Source organism: Sediminibacterium sp. FW305-C-61, assembly GCF_058231065.1.
On record NZ_JBIQXR010000002.1, the window covers coordinates 660,148 to 678,560 of the forward strand.

An 18,413-nucleotide genomic window follows, 5' to 3' on the forward strand; every position below is an offset into this window, starting at 1 on the left:
CTTATTACTGATATATTATTTAGGCTGTTTTCGACGTTACTTCATCTATAAATCCTGTTATGCAATCGTCGTATACTATTCTTCCCATCCAAGGTAAAGTGCAGCACTACGAGTGGGGTGGCTTTAGCTTTTTGCCTGCTCTTTTGGGGATAAAAAATGAAGAAAACAAACCCTTTGCAGAATATTGGCTGGGGGTTCATCCACTTGGATTAGCATCGGTGACCGTTCAAAACGAAATATATACTTTGACGGATCTGATTAATCAAAATCCTGAACAGGCTCTTTCACCTTCAGTTTTGGCACAATTTGGTGGCTTGCCATACCTTCTGAAAATACTGGATGTAAATCAAATGCTTTCAATCCAGGTGCATCCAACCAGAGAAGTCGCTAAAGCGGGTTATGCAAGGGAAGATAATCTCGGAATAGCCAGAAATGCATATAATCGAAATTACAAGGATGAAAATCATAAGCCAGAAGTTATGCTGGCTATCAGTGAGTTCTGGCTGTTACATGGATTTAAAAATGAAGTAAAGCTAGCAGCTACACTTGATTCTGTAAACGAATTTCAGGTACTATTGCCTCTTTTCAAAAAGGAAGGAATTAAGTCATTGTACAGTTTTATCATGGAAATGGATCAGGCATCCGTAACCAACCTTTTAATGCCCTTGGTTAAAAGAGAGATACGTAATAAGAAAGATGGTATTCTTACCAAAAACGATCCGGGTTGGTGGGTTTCAAAATATTACCATGATACAAACCCGGCTGGGGACATCGACAGAGGCGTATTCTCAATTTATTTTTTCAATATAGTACAGTTGCAACCCGGAGAAGCCATCTTTCAGGGGGCAGGTATTCCACATGCATACCTCGAAGGACAAAATGTAGAATTAATGTCTAACAGTGATAATGTATTAAGGGGTGGATTAACCAGCAAATACATTGATGTGGCTGAATTATTGGCTAATACCAGTTTTGACCCTGTAATACCTCAGATTTTAAAAGGCACCAAACTAAAAGATGGGGAAACGGTTTTTGAATTTCCTGTTCCGGATTTTGGCCTTACACATGTTTCTTTAGCCGAGTCAGGAACATTTGAGGACCATGCATTCGGACCTGAAATCTGGATAGTGATGGAAGGAGGGGTAATCATAAATAATCAATTAGTGCGCAAAAAAGGAGATGCTTTTATTGTTTTTCCAGGTCAGGATTACCATTTTCAAACCTCAGGTAAAACCCAATTATGTAAAGCATTTGTTCCATTAAAAAATGCTTATGCACAAAATGAGGAAAATTGAGGGCTGAACTTTACCGATAAGACCTATTTTTGCTGCTGAAACTCATTACAATGAAATTGAACCGTTCCTTAATTATTTCGATCGTACTTACTGTTTTTCTAAGTGCTATTTATCGTGCAATGCCAAACAGGCCTTGGGGATTTGCTCCACAATTTGCCATTGGGTTATTTGCAGGGGCCTTATTTGTAAAAGATAAAAAATGGGCTTTTATTATACCATTGATTTCAATGTTTCTTTCAGATTTGCTTTACCAGGCATTATATGTAAACGGATTAACTGAAATACAAGGCTTTTATAGTGGTCAATGGCAGAACTATCTATTATTTACCGGGTTAACCTGTTTTGGATTTTTATTGAGAAATGGAAAACCTATGCATGTATTGTTGGGTTCCCTCGCTTCTCCAACTACTTTTTTCCTCGTATCAAATTTCATGGTATGGTCTGGCGGCGGTGGATTGAACCGTACAAAGACATTTGAAGGTTTAATTCAATGTTACACCGATGCATTACCTTTTTACGGAAACAGTTTAATAGCTACAGTAGTATTCTCCGCAATACTATTCGGTGGCCATTACCTGTTGACCCAATCAAAAAATAAGGCAGAACTAATTAAATAAGGTTATAAATCCTTTTTGAAAAGCAGCTTATCGATTGATAAGCTGCTTTTTTATGTGAGTACAAGCTCCGAGAACCAATATTGCTCATGCTCCATTTTATTGGTAACAGACACATTAAGTGCATCTGAAAAAAGCGGACAATTGTACACCAGTGTATGAAATTCTCCATTTTCACCACATGCATCAACTCCAAGCGCTTCTAATTCATCTACCAAAGAAGGCGTAATAGTTTTACCTAAAAAGGATGGCCCCATGATGGAATTACAGCTTACAATCATAGTCTCAATACCTGATTGCATCATTTCAAACACAAGCTTTCTTCTGTCGCCTAACCATAATGGGAGATAGGCTTCTAACCCTGCTTTGCCACATACCTTTTCTTCCCAGTCACGATGTGCTTGCAGGTCTATATCGCCAAACACAGCATGCGTTAGGTGATAATTTGTCTTTAGATAAAGTAGTGCTGCCACAAAATTTTGTTCATAATCCTGCCAACTACTGCTGATCAGGTGTATAGGTAAGCCTGCTGCCGCAGCCTGCGCCCTCAGTATGTTTTCAGGGATACCATGACTCCTGGAAATTTTTCCCGACTCGTTCATCACATTCAAAAGAACAGCAGGTTTTAACCCTGCTTCCATTGCTTTCATCAAAGCAAAACAACTGTCTTTACCACCACTCCAGGAAGAGAGAGAATGCATATAATTTGAAAATTTGAAGATTTGAAAATTTGAAAATGATGAATATTTGTGTCTAAGACACAAATGATTCATCCTGACAATTTATTTTCTGATTAAAAACTGATTTCTAGTCGACCATTGGCAATAAAAGCTTCCCACATTTCCAAATTTTCAAATTTTCAAATTTTCAAATTCCTCATCCACCAACAAATGATTGCCATCTGCAGCCGATGTTGCTAACTCATCGCAACGATTGTTCCAGGGGTTATCGGCATGACCTTTAACCCAAACAAAACGTACCTTGAAATGATTGGCAATTGCTTTATAACGTAACCACAGATCCTTGTTTTTTTTGCCGCCTTTAAAATCTGTTCGGATCCAGTTGTCTAACCATTTTTTTTCTACTGTATTTACAATATACTGGCTATCGGTATAAATGGTAACGGCGATATTTTTTTTGGTGAGAGATTCCAATGCAACAATCACCGCTAATAATTCCATTCGGTTATTGGTGGTGAGTCTGTATCCTGCTGAAATTTCTTTTCGCTTATCTCCCCAGATCAAAACAATACCATATCCACCCGGCCCCGGGTTACCCCTGGATGAACCATCTGTATATATAATTAATTGATGCTTTTCCTTTTCACTCATTGTATCCTGTATGTTCCTTTCATGTATAAAACTGCTTTGCCGGAAATAGTAACACGATCGCCCTGCAATCCGCACCAGAGATGTCCCTTTCGTTTAGAGAGTTGAACTGCTGTTAAACTAGTTTTGTTTAATGTATTGGCCCAATATGGAATTAGTGTTGCGTGTGCAGAACCGGTAACAGGATCTTCCCCTATAACAGAATTAGGTACAAAGAAGCGGGATACAAAATCCGTTTCTTTTCCTTTTGCAGTGATAATAATGCCGAGCGTTTCTACCTGGTTCAGTTTCGTAAAATCAGGCACCGCATTTAATACTTCTTCTTCCGATTCATAAATCAGGAAATAATCGCGGGAACGCAATACTTCTTTAGGTTTAATACTGAATCCTTCCAGTAAGTGCGCTGGAATTTCACAAGCAACCGGCATACGTGCAGGAAAATTCATTTCCATCAGATCGTTATTCCTGGAAACCGTTAGAAGACCACTTTTGCTATGGAATTGTATGGTGGTTTTGGCGTATCCTAGTTCATAAAACAATACATAAGCAGTAGCTAGTGTAGGGTGTCCGGCAAGATCAATTTCCAATTCAGGCGTGAACCAGCGGATATCGTAATCACCATCAGCTCTTTGTACAAAATAAGCCGTTTCTGAAAGGTTGTTTTCTGCGGCCAGTTGTTGCATGGTTTCTGTCGGTAACCATTCCTTAAGTGGACAAACCGCTGCCGGATTTCCTCCGAATACATGATCGGTAAAAGCATCTACCGTATAAATTGGGTATGAAGACATAGTATAATTATTGATCGCAAAGTAAATGGATTCAAGCCAAGAATGTTAACCGTTTATAGATAATACGTTTAAATCAAAAGCAGGAGTCATTCTGACAAGGTTCGGACTGCAAATAACCCGTTTATGGGACACAGATTTTCATGATCTTCAAGATTTATCATGATAGATCTTGAAGATCATGAAAATCTGTGTTCCATCCTACGCTTATCTAATGCTTGCAGCTAAATTATATTGCATTTAAACCTGAAAAACACCTGTTTTAAAAGTTTCCATATCAGGGTTATGGTTGGCGGCATTCAGTCCTTCCGCAATTACTTTCCTGGTTTCAATCGGGTCAATGATATTGTCTACCCAAAGTCTTGCAGCGGCATAATAGGGAGTTGTTTGTTTTTCATATCTCCCTTTTATTTCATTCAATAAATCCTGTTCTTCCTGCTTATCCACTTCTTTGCCTTTGGCTTTTAAACCTGCAACCTGTATTTGCGCCATAGTCTTGGCAGCCTGCTCTCCACCCATAACCGCAATTTTTGCAGAGGGCCAAGCATAAATAAAGCGAGGATCATAGGCTTTACCGCACATGGCATAATTTCCTGCACCATAACTATTACCAACAATGATGGTAATTTTTGGAACAACTGAATTGGCAACAGCATTCACCAGTTTGGCACCGTCTTTAATAATGCCACTGTGCTCGCTTCTGCTTCCTACCATAAAACCGGTTACATCCTGTAAAAAAACAAGGGGGATTTTTTTCTGGTTACAGTTCATGATAAACCTTGCGGCTTTATCGGCACTATCATTATAAATAACACCGCCAATCTGCATTTCACCTTTTTTATTTTTACAGATCAAACGTTGGTTTGCTACAATACCAACGGCCCATCCTTCAATACGGGCGTATCCGCAGAGAATGGTTTTGCCATAATCCTGTTTGTATTGTTCAAATTCACTGTTGTCTGTAATACGCTCGATAATCTCAAGCATATCATATGGTTTCAGGTTTCCTTCTGGTATTATTCCATATAATTCAGCTGGATTTTTTACAGGTGCTTTTGCCGCAATTCGGTTAAATCCCGCTTGCTGTGGACTACCCAGTTTCGACATCATTTTTTTGACGTGGTCGAGGCAGTCTGTTTCGGTTTTAAACTTATAATCAGCAATACCACTTATTTCGGTATGTGTAACTGCACCACCCAATGTTTCATTATCAATATCCTCCCCAATTGCAGCTTTTACTAAATAGGCACCTGCCAGAAATATGCTTCCGTTGCCTTCAACCATCAATGTTTCATCACTCATAATTGGCAGATAGGCCCCTCCGGCCACACAAGCGCCCATTACGGCAGCTATTTGTGTAATACCCATAGCACTCATACGGGCATTGTTTCTGAATATGCGGCCAAAATGTTCTTTATCTGGAAATATTTCATCCTGCATCGGCAGGTATACACCTGCACTGTCTACCAGATAAATTACCGGCAAACGGTTTTCCATGGCAATCTCCTGCATCCGCAGGTTTTTCTTACCAGTAATAGGAAACCATGCACCGGCTTTTACAGTTTGGTCATTGGCAACAATTACAGCTTGTCTGCCACTCACATAACCAATACCTGCTACTGTTCCGCCTGCCGCGCAGCCACCTTCTTCCTGGTACATTTCAAAACCTGCAAAAGCACCTATTTCAACAAAGGGTTGATCCTTATCGCATAAATATTCAATACGCTCCCTTGCGGTTAACTTGTTGCGTTCTTTTTGTTTTTCCATTGATTTTTTCCCACCGCCCAGCTTAATTTTTTCCATGTGTTGATTAAGCTGTACTGTGCTAAGTTTCATCCAGTCTTCATTCCTGTTAAATGCCAAATCAGTCATACGAACAATTGTTAGTTTTTACAAAGATAGGGGTTGGGATTGATGGATAAACATGGACCATCTGTTGTATTATGATCAAATCTATCCTGAAAGCTTGTATAGCAGACAATTTCGTTTATTTTTAGCGGAACAGCAATCAAACTGTTGTTAAACTGGCTTTATCGCTGGTGATTGGATCCTTTGAGCAAAATTCGAAACCAACTGCAATATTTCGTTTATGTCATTCGACTACATCATCATCGGTGCTGGATCAGCGGGTTGTGTACTGGCCAATCGTTTATCTGAAAACAAAGCCTGTTCAGTATTATTACTGGAAGCAGGTGGGCGTGATACCAAAAAAGAAATACATATTCCGGGTGCTTATGGAAAGCTGCATAGATCAGAGGTAGACTGGGCATTCTGGAGCACTCCTCAAAAGAATATTGATAACAGACGCTTATATATACCAAGGGGTAAAACATTGGGAGGAAGTAGCTCAACCAATGCAATGGCATATGTTCGGGGTAATCGGGCAGACTTTGATGATTGGGCAGCTATGGGTAACAGTGGATGGTCTTACGAGGAAGTATTACCCTATTTCAAAAAATCGGAACACAACCTGCAATTTGGTGGTGAATACCATGGTTGGGAAGGGCCGCTGACTGTTACTCAGTCTATGCAACCGCACCCACTATCCAATGTTTTTTTACAGGCTTGCGAGGAAGTGGGTATACCCAGGAACGATGATTATAATGGTGCTGATCAAATGGGTGCTTCCTTACTTCAGTTTACCATCAGAAATAATATGCGTCACAGCACGGCAACTGCATTTCTAAAGCCTGCAAAGAAGCGAACAAATCTTACTATCAGAACCGGTTGCCAGGTAAAATCAATTTTAATTGAAAATGGAACGGCCGTTGGGGTAGAAGTGATGTCTGGACAAACTGGCACTGAACGCATCAATTGCAAAAAAGAAGTGCTGCTAAGTGCCGGTACCATTCAATCCCCACAATTATTAATGTTATCCGGTATTGGAGACCCGATAGAATTGGGAAGAGCTGGAATTAATATTTTACATCATTTAGAAGGTGTTGGTAAAAACCTGCAAGATCATGTATGGACAGGTGTTGGTGCCCAAACTATTTTGCCTACTGGTAATGCACTGTTGTCGCCGGTTAAAATGGGCATGGCTTTTTTACAACATTTATTAATGAAGAATGGCCCTCTTGCAAACAGTCCTATAGAAGCCAATGCATTCATAGCATCAGATAGCCAATCCACAAGACCCGATATCCAATTTCATTTTGTTCCGGTTGGTATTGCAGACGATTATAGCACGGATATCTATAACCTGAATAGTTTTCCCAAACAGAGTGGTATTGGCATTTTAGCAATTTTATTGAAACCACAAAGTCGGGGAACCATTGGTTTAAAAACTGCTAACCCAAAAGATTATCCGGTTATCAATCCTAATGTATTAAGTGAAAAAAATGATCGTGATAAACTGTTGGCAGGATTACAAAAAGCCATCGAATTAATGCGCACTAATGCCATGAATGCCTATTGCATAGACGGAATAAACTTGCCCAAGGATCCGGATAATGAAGCAGCACTACACCAACACATCAACCGAAGCCTGGAAACCTTATATCATCCTGTAGGTACTTGTAAAATGGGAAATGGAGCCGACGCTGTTGTTGACCATCAGTTAAGGGTACATGGGATCAAAGCCCTCAGGGTTGTAGATGCGTCGATTATGCCAGAAATAATTTCCGGTAATACCAATGCTGCTACTATTATGATTGCAGAAAAAGCAGCCGACCTTATTAAATCAAGCTGGTAGTCTTAGTTTTGCCTGCCTATTATTGAATTATTGTGTTGTATTTACACATTAAATAACTACTTTGTGACTCCAAAACCAGCTCAAGTGGCTACTACTAAAAAAACGATTGCAGCACCAAAAGGTAAACCTATGCCCATAACCGGCAAAGGAACAGAAAAATCTAGCCCTAAAAAGTCTGCGCAAACTAAGCCTGTTGCTAAAAAGGCCGCAAAAAAGCCAGCCAAACCCAAGTCAGGGGTTAAACATGTAACTTTTCAAATACGATTTAATACATCATTCGGACAAGACCTACTCGTGTTGGGTAATCATCCATTATTGGGAAGTGATCAGGTAGAGCAGGCCGTTCCCATGCAATATTTTAATGAAGAATACTGGGTATTAACGCTTCCTTTTGAATCAGCAGATTGTACAGGAGAAGTTACCTATCATTATGTACTTCGAAATGCGGATGGTTCTATACAACAGGATTGGGGTAATGACAAAACATTCAACCTGCTCACTACAAAAGTGAACCATTTGCATATTATAGATACCTGGAACTATGCTGGGTATTTTGAAAATGCTTTTTATACAGAACCTTTTAAACAGGTATTACTTAAGGATAATAACACTTTCTTCAAAATTGATCAACCAAAATCGTATACGCATATAATGCGTGTGAAAACGCCCTTATTAAAAAAGGGGGAAACGGTTTGCCTTGTAGGTAGTAGTAATACTTTAGGCTTCTGGGATACAGCATCTCCTGTGTTATTATCAAAACAACCAGGGTCTGATTATTATGAAACTGCCTTGAACTTAAATAAGGATGGATTTCCCATTGCTTATAAATACGGAGTCTTTGATATAATCCAGCAGAAATTTATTCGCTTTGAAGAAGGCAATAATCGCATACTGCATGAAGTAGCTCAAAAAGATAAACTCACGATAGTACACGATGGCTTTGCTGTTTTGCCTGAAAGCAATTGGAAAGGAGCAGGGGTAGCCATTCCTGTATTTAGCATTCGAACAGAACATGGATTAGGTATCGGGGAGTTTACCGACCTGAAACTGATGGTTGACTGGGCCGTTAAAGCAGGGTTGAAAATGATTCAGCTTTTGCCCATTAATGATACTACTGCAACCCATAGTTGGATGGATTCTTATCCCTATGCCGCTATTTCTGCCTTTGCATTACATCCCATTTACCTGAACCTGGATGCATTGGTTACGGATGACGCAAAACTTCAGAAACAAATCAATGTTGAAAAAGCAAAACTGAATGCATTAACAGAAATTGATTATGAGGCTGTACTGAAATTCAAGACAAAGCTGATTACAAAAGTTTATGCTGAAAAAGGTCTAGTAACTTTAGCTACAGAAGGTTTTAAGGACTATTTTAATCAAAATAAACATTGGCTGCAGTCTTATGCTGCGTTTTGTTATCTCCGCGATCAATATGGCACCGTTGATTTTAGCCAGTGGCCTGCTTACAGGCATTTTCGTGAAGAAGAAATCAATGCGTTAACTGCTGCTGATACGGCCGCATATCCGGAAATAGCCCTTCATTATTATATACAGTACCAGTTACATCTGCAATTGAAAGAAGCTACCGCCTATGCTCATCAAAACGGCATCATACTCAAAGGAGATATTGCAATTGGCGTGTACAGACATGGAGCAGATGCGTGGCAGCATCCTGAATTATATCACATGGATGCACAGGCGGGTGCGCCACCTGATGATTTTGCTGTAGCTGGTCAAAACTGGGGTTTCCCTACTTACAACTGGCAACAAATGCAAGCAGATGGATTTGCCTGGTGGAAGCAAAGATTCGCCCAAATGAGCGATTATTTTGACGCATTCCGAATCGATCATATTCTCGGCTTCTTCCGTATATGGAGTATTCCAATGCATGCGGTTGAAGGCATTATGGGACATTTTGTTCCCGCTATTCCTGTTCATATCAATGAATTTCAACAAAGAGGTATTTCGTTCGATCACCATCGCTTTACCCAGCCTTTTATCAACGAAAATGTATTATGGGAACTTTTTGGGTATGATAATGACCTGGTAAAAAAAGAATTCCTTGAACCGGATGGGGAAGGATTTTATCGCCTTAAACCAACATTTGCTACACAACGACAAGTGGAAGCCTATTTTAATACACTTGAACAGGATGAGCAGCATGAAAAAGTAAAAAAAGGATTGTATGACCTGATCAGTAATGTGTTATTGTTCCCTGCAGCAGAAGCAAGCAATGACTCATTTCATTTTCGTATCGGTATAGAAAATACCTCATCCTTCCGCTATCTTGATGCACATGTACAGGGTTTACTTAAATCGCTCTACATAGATTATTTCTATCGTCGTCAGGATGATTTCTGGAAGAATGAAGCCATGCAAAAACTCCCTGCGTTGAAAAGGGTAACCAATATGCTGATATGTGGAGAAGACCTTGGAATGGTACCAGATTGTGTACCTGATGTAATGCGTCAACTCGGACTTTTGAGCCTGGAAATTCAAAGGATGCCAAAAGATCCTAAGAAGACTTTCTTTCACCCGAATGATGCTCCATACCTCAGTGTGGTGACTCCATCAACCCACGACATGAGTACAATTCGTGGATGGTGGGAAGAAGACAAGGAAAGGATTCAGCAATTTTACAACCACGAATTGGGTCAGTGGGGCGAAGCACCGAATTACTGCGAAGCCTGGATCAATCAGTCCATTGTATTGCAACATTTATATTCACCCGCAATGTGGGCAGTATTTCAGCTACAAGACTTACTTGGCATGAATGCAGTACTCAGACGTGAAAATCCCAATTCCGAAAGAATCAATGTTCCGGCAAACCCTAAACATTACTGGCGTTACCGCTTACATATAAGTATAGAAGAATTACTCAAAGAATCGCTATTCACAGAGGAAATACATGGCTTTGTAAAGGCAAGTGGGAGAGCCTAGTTGCATCCTTTGAGAAGCTGGTCCATAGACCATAGTCGATAGTCCATAGTCCATAGACCATAGTCCATAGAATATTGACCATGGACCATGGACTATGGTCTAAATTGCATAAATCCAGTTACACCCGAATACCAAGTCGTTAGCCATCATAACAATAATCTGTTGAATAAAATCCGGCACTTATTAATTCAATAGGCATCACTAGGGCATATCTATTATATTTGCGATTCCAAAATCAATCCCTTTGAAACTGAGTTATCGGGCAATCAATCTGCCATTTCAATACCCATTTACCATTTCTCACGGAAGAACCAAAACACACCAGCCTTCACTAATTGTGGCCCTTGAACTTGGCCCATTTGTGGGCTTTGGTGAAGCGCCTGCTATTACCTATTACAATATTACCGTAGAGGAAATGATCGCCGACCTGGAGAAACACAGGGTAATGATCGAAAAATTTGCACTTACGGAGCCAGAACGATATTGGCATTATCTGCATCATTTGCTTCCTAATAACCCTTTTTTGGTTTGTGCCCTCGACATGGCCTGCTGGGATCTTTTTGGTAAGATGAAGGGGAAACCTGTTTACCAATTATGGAATACTGAGTGGGATCATACACCTGAAACAGATTATACGATTGGCATCGACACTATTGATGTGATGGTCAATAAAATGAAAGCCCACCCATGGCCCGTATATAAAATAAAACTTGGCACTCCTCAGGATATAGCCATTATTGAGGCATTAAGACAATACACCAATGCAAGTTTCAGGATTGATGCCAATGCTGGCTGGACAACCGAAGAGGCATTGAGCAAAATTCCTCAACTGGCAACATTAGGGGTTGAGTTCATTGAACAACCACTGGCAAAAGATAATTGGGAGGGGATGAAAATTTTATACGAAAAATCTTCACTTCCTTTATTTGCGGATGAATCATGTGTATCGGAACATGATGTAAAAAAATGTGCCGGTCATTTTCATGGAATCAATATTAAACTTACCAAGTGCAGTGGACTTACCCCCGCAATCAGAATGATTCAGGAAGCAAGAACACTGGGATTAAAAGTAATGATGGGCAGTATGAATGAATCTACCATTGGATCTGCTGCAATAGCCCAGTTTTTACCACAACTGGATTACGTGGATATGGATGGGCCATTGCTATTGGCAGAAGATATTGCATCAGGACTTAACTACGATTTTGGTAAAGTTCAATTAACCGGTAAACCGGGATTCGGTGTACAACTGATTTAATCGGTGTACGCCAATTCAGCTATTTCCACATTCACTTTTTTATAACAGTTGTGGCCATTTCTGGCATTGCGTTTGGCTTATATAATGTATAAACCAACAAACCATGAAATGAGCCATAATAGTGTTAGGATTACCTGCAATATTCATCGGCAAGTTTCATGTATTTAAACGCTAAAAACGATTAGTCATGAAAAAGAAAATTTTACCCATCGCCATTGTATTATCAGTATTACTGATCAACACATCCGAAGCTCAAGTGAGGGTAAACCTCAACGTGAATATTGGTCAACGACCAGCCTGGGGCTTGCCTGGTAACTATGCGGGAGACTTCTACTATTTCCCCGAAATCGATGTCTACTATAATATTCCCCAACGCCGTTTCGTATACCTCGAACGTGGCAGATGGATATATGTGAGTGAATTGCCAAGAGCCTATCGTGGATTCGATCTTTACCGTGGTAATAAAGTGGTGATTAACGACCCAAATCCTTTCGCCCGCCCTCAATATTATCGGGAAAGATATGGCCGTCAATACACTGCCTACAGACCACCGGTAGTAATTGTTGATAAAAGAAGAGGATATGACCGCGACGATCACCGTCGAGACAGGAGAGACCACGATCGCGGCCGCGGTAGATGGTAAGGGCAATGGTGAATGATGAATAATGAATGATGAACGTTGAAGTAAAGCACAACCCCTCCTTCGTTATTCATCATTCGTTATTCAATATTGTCCTGTAAATAACAGCTTTTAGCTTTTAGCCTTTAGCTGTTAGCCAGGATTGGCGGTTATTTTAGACTATCTACTAATAATGGAATAAATGACAGGGCTTGCAAATTTGTTTTGTAAAAATCCTACTTTAAAGAAGTATTTAATTGTCTCGGTTCTGATCGTAGATGGTTAAATTCATAGCAAAAAAGCTAATGGCTAACAGCTAATGGCTAATAGCTGTTTTATCCCCTGACAGCAATGATTCGTTATTCAACATTCTTTTGTCTATTTCTGATTTAGTACCGACTTTCGGGTTATGACGCCAGCACGAAGAGAAAAATTACTCCGGGTTCTGCAGAACAGACAGGCGAATCTGGCTGTTGTTATGGAAAATGTACAGGATCCGCATAATATTTCCGCCGTTATGCGCACTTGTGATGCAGTTGGTATACAGGATATTTATATTCTGAACACCAAAATCCCCCGACACTTGAAATTTGGACCTAAAAGCAGCAGTAGTGCCGCTAAATGGTTAACCATACACCAGTATGAAGATGCTCAGCTCTGCTTTCAGGACCTACGAAAGAACTATAAGAAAATATTAACCACCCATCTTGCTTCAGATGCGATAAGTCTTTATGATATTAATTTTACGGAAAGCATTGCACTTGTATTCGGCAATGAGCATGCAGGTGTTAGCGATGAAATAAGGGCTCTTGCTGATGGCAATTTCGTCATACCACAAATGGGTATTATCCAAAGCCTGAACAATTCTGTAGCTTGTGCTGTAAGTATTTATGAAGCCTGTCGTCAAAAGCAAATAGCTGGACAGTATAACCAGGTGTCTATGTCTACTGAAAGACAAGAACAATTGTTACAGGAATGGGGATATGAAGAAGAAACTTAGTTTAATACGGTTTTAGTTCTGTCTGTCGGGGTCGAGTAATTCTATAAACTTATATAAGTTGAAAATGAAAAAAATATGCTTTCTTTTTGCCTGTATTTTATTATTAAACCAGGCAGAAGCGCAACAAAAAAATATTCAGAAAGTCAAGATCAAGGACCTGCAGAAAATCATTGATACAACTTCTGTTCCATTGGTCGTAAATTTTTGGGCAACCTGGTGCCCTCCATGTATCAAAGAAATTCCCTGGTTCGAAAAAGCAGTTGCTTCTTACAAAGATCAACAGGTAAAATTATTACTGGTGAGTTTGGATTTTGCAGACGACTATCCAAAAGGAATTGCCGATTTTGCAAAGAAAAATAATTACAGCTCTACCATCATCTGGCTTGATGAAACAGATGCCGATGTTTTTTGTCCTAAAATAGACAAACAGTGGGATGGAGCTATCCCAGTTACACTAATGGTAAATAAAAAGAAAAAATACCGGAAGTTTTTTGCGCAGCAATTACCGGAACAAAAGTTTATACAGGAGTTAAACGCATTGACTGCGCAATAAACTATTGGTAATCATTTTCAGATTCTTCTAACTGTTTATCCATACGCGTAGTAAGATAAATGGCATAAACAAGGGCAATCAGACTGCAGGTTGCTAATACAATGCCAGTTGTGCTTCCATAGTTTATCCCTTCAGCAAGTGCATAAGCGATTAATACCAGCATAATGATGATAAGAATGGGTCGCATATAACAGTAGTTTGGTTACTAATTGGATGCCTGAACGATTATTTTCCATAAAAAAAGCGGATATTTTTTTTACCTAAATAATCCGCTTTTACAATTTATTGATATTGAATCAGTTTCGTTTAATGCCGCAACCGACAGAACGACTTTCACGAACTGTAATGGATTGCCCTTTAACAAGCTGATTAATGGCTTCAACACTATGTACACGTTTCACATTTCCGGCATCGGAAGGGTTATCATCTATGGCTCCTTTATATTGTAATTTTCCCTTGGCATCAAAAAGAAATATCTCTGGCGTTCTTGTTGCGCCAAATGCATTGGCAATTTTCGAATCTTTATCAACTACATAAGCAAAATCATACCCTTGGGTTTTCGCATATTCCTGCATCGCACTAAATGAATCATCATCATCTCTGGATGCTTCATTCGAATTCAATAGGATAATGCCAATATTATTTTGTTTGGCATAAGCTGCCAGGTTTAATGTGCGTTGTTGGTTTTTAACTACATAAGGACATGTATTACAGGAGAACATTACCAATACACCATTTTGCTGAAACTCATTTTTTATACTCGTTTCTTTTCCTGAAACATCTTTCATTTTCACATCACCCATTGGTAAATCAGCTCCAATGGATAGAGATTGGGCTTCTAGCGATAAAAGACTACCCAATAACAAGGCTGTTATAAACAGTTTTTTCATAAGGTATACTTTAATTAGGTTAGAAATTGACTGACTTATTTTTTGGATGTGTAAAAATCAGACTTCTTTAGCAGCTTCTTTTTGCTGTCTGAGTTCAGCTTCTCTTGTAAGATAAGTTATACTAACATTAAGTTCAAACCCAATTAACAAAATTAACGAATTGATATAAGTCAATAGCATGAGAATCAATACAGTGCCAATTGAACCATAAATTCGGTTATAGTTTGAATTGGCAAATAGACTTACCCAATAAGAAAAGATAATAGTCGTAATCAGGGTTAAAAATGTAGCTAGTAAGGAGCCTGGAGTTACCAATTTCCATCTCTTGGTAACTGATGGAGCATATTTATAGGTAAAAGCTATTCCATAAAATACCAGCGCAATAATTACCAGCCAGCGTAAAACATTCCAGAATGGAAGTGATTGTGATCGTATGTTGAATAAGTTTTTCAGGAGTTTCAAAAGTTGTTCCTGTCCAATTAAAGCGATAGACGACCCAAGCACTAACAAAATTAGAATGGCGGTTAATTGAATAGCTCTCCAGCGCTGGTGAAATATAAATGCTTTCTGCTGTTGAATAGATCTGTCGAAAGTTCTGATAATACCAATCATGGCATTTGAAGCATAAAAAATCAATAACAGAAATCCGAAGGAGAATACACCGACTTGTTTATCAAGTAAATCAGCTAAAATTTTATCCAGGAACTCGTATGTTTCTGTACCTGGCGATATATCCTTAAATAACCCCAGTATTTGTTTTTCTACATTGATGGATGCAGGAAAATAGGGAATAAGCGAGAAAAGAAACAATAGTGCAGCAGGCAATGCCATGATCAAATTAAATGAAATAGCTGAGGCCCTTTCATTTAATCCCACTTTATTAATCTGTTTGAAAAAGAACACAACCACATCATACAATGGAAGTCCACGAAACCCTGGTATTAAAAGGGTTTTGCTTTTGCGAATTACAAAAGCAATAGGTTTCCAGGAAATGATGATTCGTTGTAGTTTAATCAAAATGTCGTTATTTTTTATTGGCCATATAGATATCTAACTGACGCTGGTATTCTTTTGCATATTTATTATGCTCTTCATAATTAGCGCTAAAATGATGATAACCACTAAAGTCGCTTTTAGCTACAAAGAAAAGATAATCAGTAACGGGCGCTTCTAAAATAATATCGATTGTTTTGGGTGATGGGGTACAAATTGGGCCAGGAGGCAATCCTTTATTACGATAGGTGTTGTAAGGAGAAGGATTCGATAAGTATTTTTCGTAGATCCTGGTAATGGTAAAGTCCTGCATCGCATACTTTATCGTAGGGCATGCCTGAAGGGGCATTCCTTTATCCAATCTGTTCAGGTAAACACTTGCGATCTTATATTTATCACTGTCGAAATTGGTTTCTTCCTCCACAATTGATGCAAGGGTGTATGCGTCGGTTTGTGTTAGTCCTTTAGACTGCGCTTTAGCGAGCCGGTTATTTTGTTGCCAGAATTGCTCGCTACGGTCTTTTAGTTTACGCATGATTTTAATCAAAGGAGTGTTCCAGTAAAAAATATACGTATCTGGAATTATCTGTGTAAACAAAAGAGTAGTATCTGTACCTAATTGAATCAAAGAATCATTAGATGAAAGAAATGCCATTGTTTGGACAGAATCCGTTGAAAACTGTTTGCCTATCAATTTAGCAAGATCTGCTTTTGTGCGAATTTTATTGATGACCAGTTTAAGCTCAGCCTGTTTTCCATTACGAAGCATTCTTGCTATACTAAATGCCGACTGACCTTTCTTCACTTCATATTTACCCACTTTCAACTTTGGCCAGAGGGTAGTTAATGACCCGATTATTTGCAAACCAGTTGTACGGGATACAATATTTTCATCTTTTAAAAGTGCCAATACTGCTGCTTTATCTGTTTGTCCTTCCCGAATGATAAAATAGCGACTCTTTTCATCAAAATTGGTGGTACTCCCAAAAAGGAGCCATGCGGCTACAGAACCTACAAAAACCGCCAGTAAAAAGGCCCAGGCCGATATCCGTTTCATGTGTTTGAAAGATTGATTTTATCCAGCAATTTCAGGCCAATAAATATGCCAATAATTAATGGTTGATGTTTTACCACATCAATTTAAACAAAAAACCCTGTCTGTACTCCAGGCAGGGTTTTGAATGAATATTTTTTATGGTTATTTCTTACCAGTGTCCGGTGTAGCTGTTGCAGTATTTGCAGGAACAGTTGGCGTTGGAGCAGGTTGGCTGGTAGTTGTATTTACTTTTTGTAATACAGAATTATCAACCCCTGAACCACCTTTCAGGAACAGGCTTGAAACAAGTGCAAGTACAGCAATAATGGCAGCAAAGATCCAGGTGCCTTTCTCCAATACATCGGTTGTTTGTTTAACACCCATAAAGTTATTGGTCAGGCCACCCACATTGGCAGAGAGGCCGCCACCTTTGGGGTTCTGAATCAGTACAACAAAACCTAGTGCCACACAGGCTAACACAATCAGAACAAGAAACAGAATGATCATTTTATATACCTTTTAAATGTTGAATCCTGGCCGCAAAATAAGCGGATTTTTCAGGATTTATGAAACTTAATTTAATATAGAGCTGGATTGCTTTCTCAGTTTGCCCCTGTTTTTCGAGCACTTCGGCCATGGTTTCGGTCACAACCTCCCTTGATTCATTGGAATTTTCCGCTATCAGCGCCACAGCCTGTTCAAGGTCGGAGCCGGTTCCCAGGTCTGTATTTGACGGGTTTGCCTGCTTCATTTGCTTTAGCCAATCGGTAAATTTCCTGAGTTGGGACGTGAGCTTATCCTGTGGAATACTACTCAGATCGATTTTAATGCCCTGAGAAGCAAAATAATCGATGGTATGGAGTTTCTCGGTTTCAATTTCCAGCTTTTCATCCTCCTTAACCGGTTTTTTAAAATCGGCCAATTGTTCCGATAACAGATCTGAAAGCTTTGCATCGGGTAGGGGGAGGGCCTCTGTATCATCCGGATCAACTGCATCAGTATCGTCTACATCAGGAGGGTTGTCGGGTATTTTCCGGGGATCTATGGCTCGGATAATATCCTGAACGTCTTCTATGGAAGGAATGGAAATATTTTTATGAACCGGCTTATCAATTACCGGAGTTTCCGGCATACCAACCGTTTCCGTCCTGGCATCCACTTCTACGATATATTGAAACCATAGTGCATTGGGAATATGTAATAAAGACTTGCCAATAGACTTTTCATAAGCAGCCGAATTACCCAATTGCCTGAGTCTGGCACTGTATAATACCTGTGCAGGTGCAAAATAGGGGTACGACTTCACCAATGCCTCCAATTGATCAACAGGTACAAAATCAGCAGAAGACTGACCTGTTAAGTGGAATAAAGCTTTTTCCCGGATGGCATTCATTTGTTTCTATTG

At 39.5% G+C, this 18,413-nt stretch carries 18 protein-coding genes; 8 read left to right on the forward strand and 10 right to left on the reverse strand.

Features of this window, described 5'->3' with window-relative positions; genetic code table 11:
- Positions 1-59: 59 nt before the first annotated feature.
- Positions 60-1,295, forward strand: coding sequence for a mannose-6-phosphate isomerase, class I (gene manA / locus ACH30E_RS08140; protein WP_490824399.1), 1,236 nt, complete (start codon positions 60-62; stop codon positions 1,293-1,295).
- 50 nt (positions 1,296-1,345) lie between these two features.
- Positions 1,346-1,912 (forward strand): DUF6580 family putative transport protein, encoded by a 567-nt coding sequence (locus ACH30E_RS08145; protein WP_294993227.1) that lies wholly within the window; start codon positions 1,346-1,348, stop codon positions 1,910-1,912.
- A 50-nt stretch (positions 1,913-1,962) separates the two neighbouring features.
- Here ACH30E_RS08145 and ACH30E_RS08150 read toward each other — a convergent pair whose 3' ends face one another.
- From ACH30E_RS08150 to ACH30E_RS08165, 4 genes are all read right to left on the reverse strand, one after another.
- Positions 1,963-2,610, reverse strand: a complete 648-nt coding sequence (locus ACH30E_RS08150; RefSeq protein WP_490824400.1) for a Dph6-related ATP pyrophosphatase — start codon at positions 2,608-2,610, stop codon at positions 1,963-1,965.
- A gap of 150 nt (positions 2,611-2,760) precedes the next feature.
- Positions 2,761-3,240 (reverse strand): ribonuclease HI, encoded by a 480-nt coding sequence (gene rnhA, locus ACH30E_RS08155; protein WP_294993223.1) that lies wholly within the window; start codon positions 3,238-3,240, stop codon positions 2,761-2,763.
- Positions 3,237-4,025, reverse strand: a complete 789-nt coding sequence (locus ACH30E_RS08160) for a PhzF family phenazine biosynthesis protein (RefSeq protein WP_490824401.1) — start codon at positions 4,023-4,025, stop codon at positions 3,237-3,239. Before ACH30E_RS08160 ends, rnhA begins: the two co-directional genes overlap by 4 nt.
- Positions 4,026-4,262: 237 nt before the next feature.
- The gene (locus tag ACH30E_RS08165; RefSeq protein ID WP_294993217.1) at positions 4,263-5,894 is read right to left on the reverse strand and encodes an acyl-CoA carboxylase subunit beta; all 1,632 of its coding nucleotides are present in this window, start codon (positions 5,892-5,894) and stop codon (positions 4,263-4,265) included.
- 217 nt (positions 5,895-6,111) lie between these two features.
- Between ACH30E_RS08165 and ACH30E_RS08170 the strand changes: the two genes are divergently transcribed.
- The 6 genes from ACH30E_RS08170 (at position 6,112) to ACH30E_RS08195 (ending at position 14,089) form a co-directional block, all read left to right on the forward strand.
- Positions 6,112-7,716, forward strand: coding sequence for a GMC family oxidoreductase (locus tag ACH30E_RS08170; protein WP_490824402.1), 1,605 nt, complete (start codon positions 6,112-6,114; stop codon positions 7,714-7,716).
- Between the two features lie 84 nt (positions 7,717-7,800).
- Positions 7,801-10,659 carry a 4-alpha-glucanotransferase gene (locus ACH30E_RS08175; protein WP_490824403.1) on the forward strand — a complete coding sequence of 953 codons (2,859 nt, stop codon included), beginning with the start codon at positions 7,801-7,803 and terminating at the stop codon, positions 10,657-10,659.
- A gap of 244 nt (positions 10,660-10,903) precedes the next feature.
- On the forward strand, positions 10,904-11,917 hold the full coding sequence (locus ACH30E_RS08180) for a dipeptide epimerase (RefSeq protein WP_490824404.1): 1,014 nt from the start codon (positions 10,904-10,906) through the stop codon (positions 11,915-11,917).
- Between the two features lie 187 nt (positions 11,918-12,104).
- A complete protein-coding gene (locus tag ACH30E_RS08185; protein ID WP_294993207.1) occupies positions 12,105-12,560 on the forward strand; it encodes a hypothetical protein in 456 nt (151 codons plus the stop codon).
- Positions 12,561-12,945: 385 nt separating this feature from the next.
- A complete protein-coding gene (locus tag ACH30E_RS08190) occupies positions 12,946-13,536 on the forward strand; it encodes a TrmH family RNA methyltransferase (RefSeq protein ID WP_490847333.1) in 591 nt (196 codons plus the stop codon).
- 64 nt (positions 13,537-13,600) lie between these two features.
- Positions 13,601-14,089: a TlpA disulfide reductase family protein gene (locus ACH30E_RS08195; protein WP_294993203.1), complete on the forward strand. Its 489-nt coding sequence runs from the start codon at positions 13,601-13,603 to the stop codon at positions 14,087-14,089.
- A 1-nt stretch (position 14,090) separates the two neighbouring features.
- Here ACH30E_RS08195 and ACH30E_RS08200 read toward each other — a convergent pair whose 3' ends face one another.
- From ACH30E_RS08200 to ACH30E_RS08225, 6 genes are all read right to left on the reverse strand, one after another.
- Positions 14,091-14,276, reverse strand: a complete 186-nt coding sequence (locus ACH30E_RS08200) for a hypothetical protein (RefSeq protein WP_294993200.1) — start codon at positions 14,274-14,276, stop codon at positions 14,091-14,093.
- A gap of 109 nt (positions 14,277-14,385) precedes the next feature.
- Complete coding sequence (locus tag ACH30E_RS08205; protein WP_294993197.1) at positions 14,386-14,979, reverse strand: redoxin family protein; 594 nt, start codon at positions 14,977-14,979, stop codon at positions 14,386-14,388.
- A 57-nt stretch (positions 14,980-15,036) separates the two neighbouring features.
- Positions 15,037-15,996 (reverse strand): YihY/virulence factor BrkB family protein, encoded by a 960-nt coding sequence (locus ACH30E_RS08210; RefSeq protein WP_294993194.1) that lies wholly within the window; start codon positions 15,994-15,996, stop codon positions 15,037-15,039.
- 7 nt (positions 15,997-16,003) lie between these two features.
- Positions 16,004-17,029: an endolytic transglycosylase MltG gene (gene mltG, locus ACH30E_RS08215; RefSeq protein ID WP_490824405.1), complete on the reverse strand. Its 1,026-nt coding sequence runs from the start codon at positions 17,027-17,029 to the stop codon at positions 16,004-16,006.
- 141 nt (positions 17,030-17,170) lie between these two features.
- Positions 17,171-17,515, reverse strand: a complete 345-nt coding sequence (gene secG, locus ACH30E_RS08220) for a preprotein translocase subunit SecG (protein ID WP_294993188.1) — start codon at positions 17,513-17,515, stop codon at positions 17,171-17,173.
- Position 17,516: 1 nt separating this feature from the next.
- Positions 17,517-18,401 carry a DUF8458 domain-containing protein gene (locus ACH30E_RS08225; RefSeq protein ID WP_294993186.1) on the reverse strand — a complete coding sequence of 295 codons (885 nt, stop codon included), beginning with the start codon at positions 18,399-18,401 and terminating at the stop codon, positions 17,517-17,519.
- Positions 18,402-18,413 lie beyond the last annotated feature (12 nt).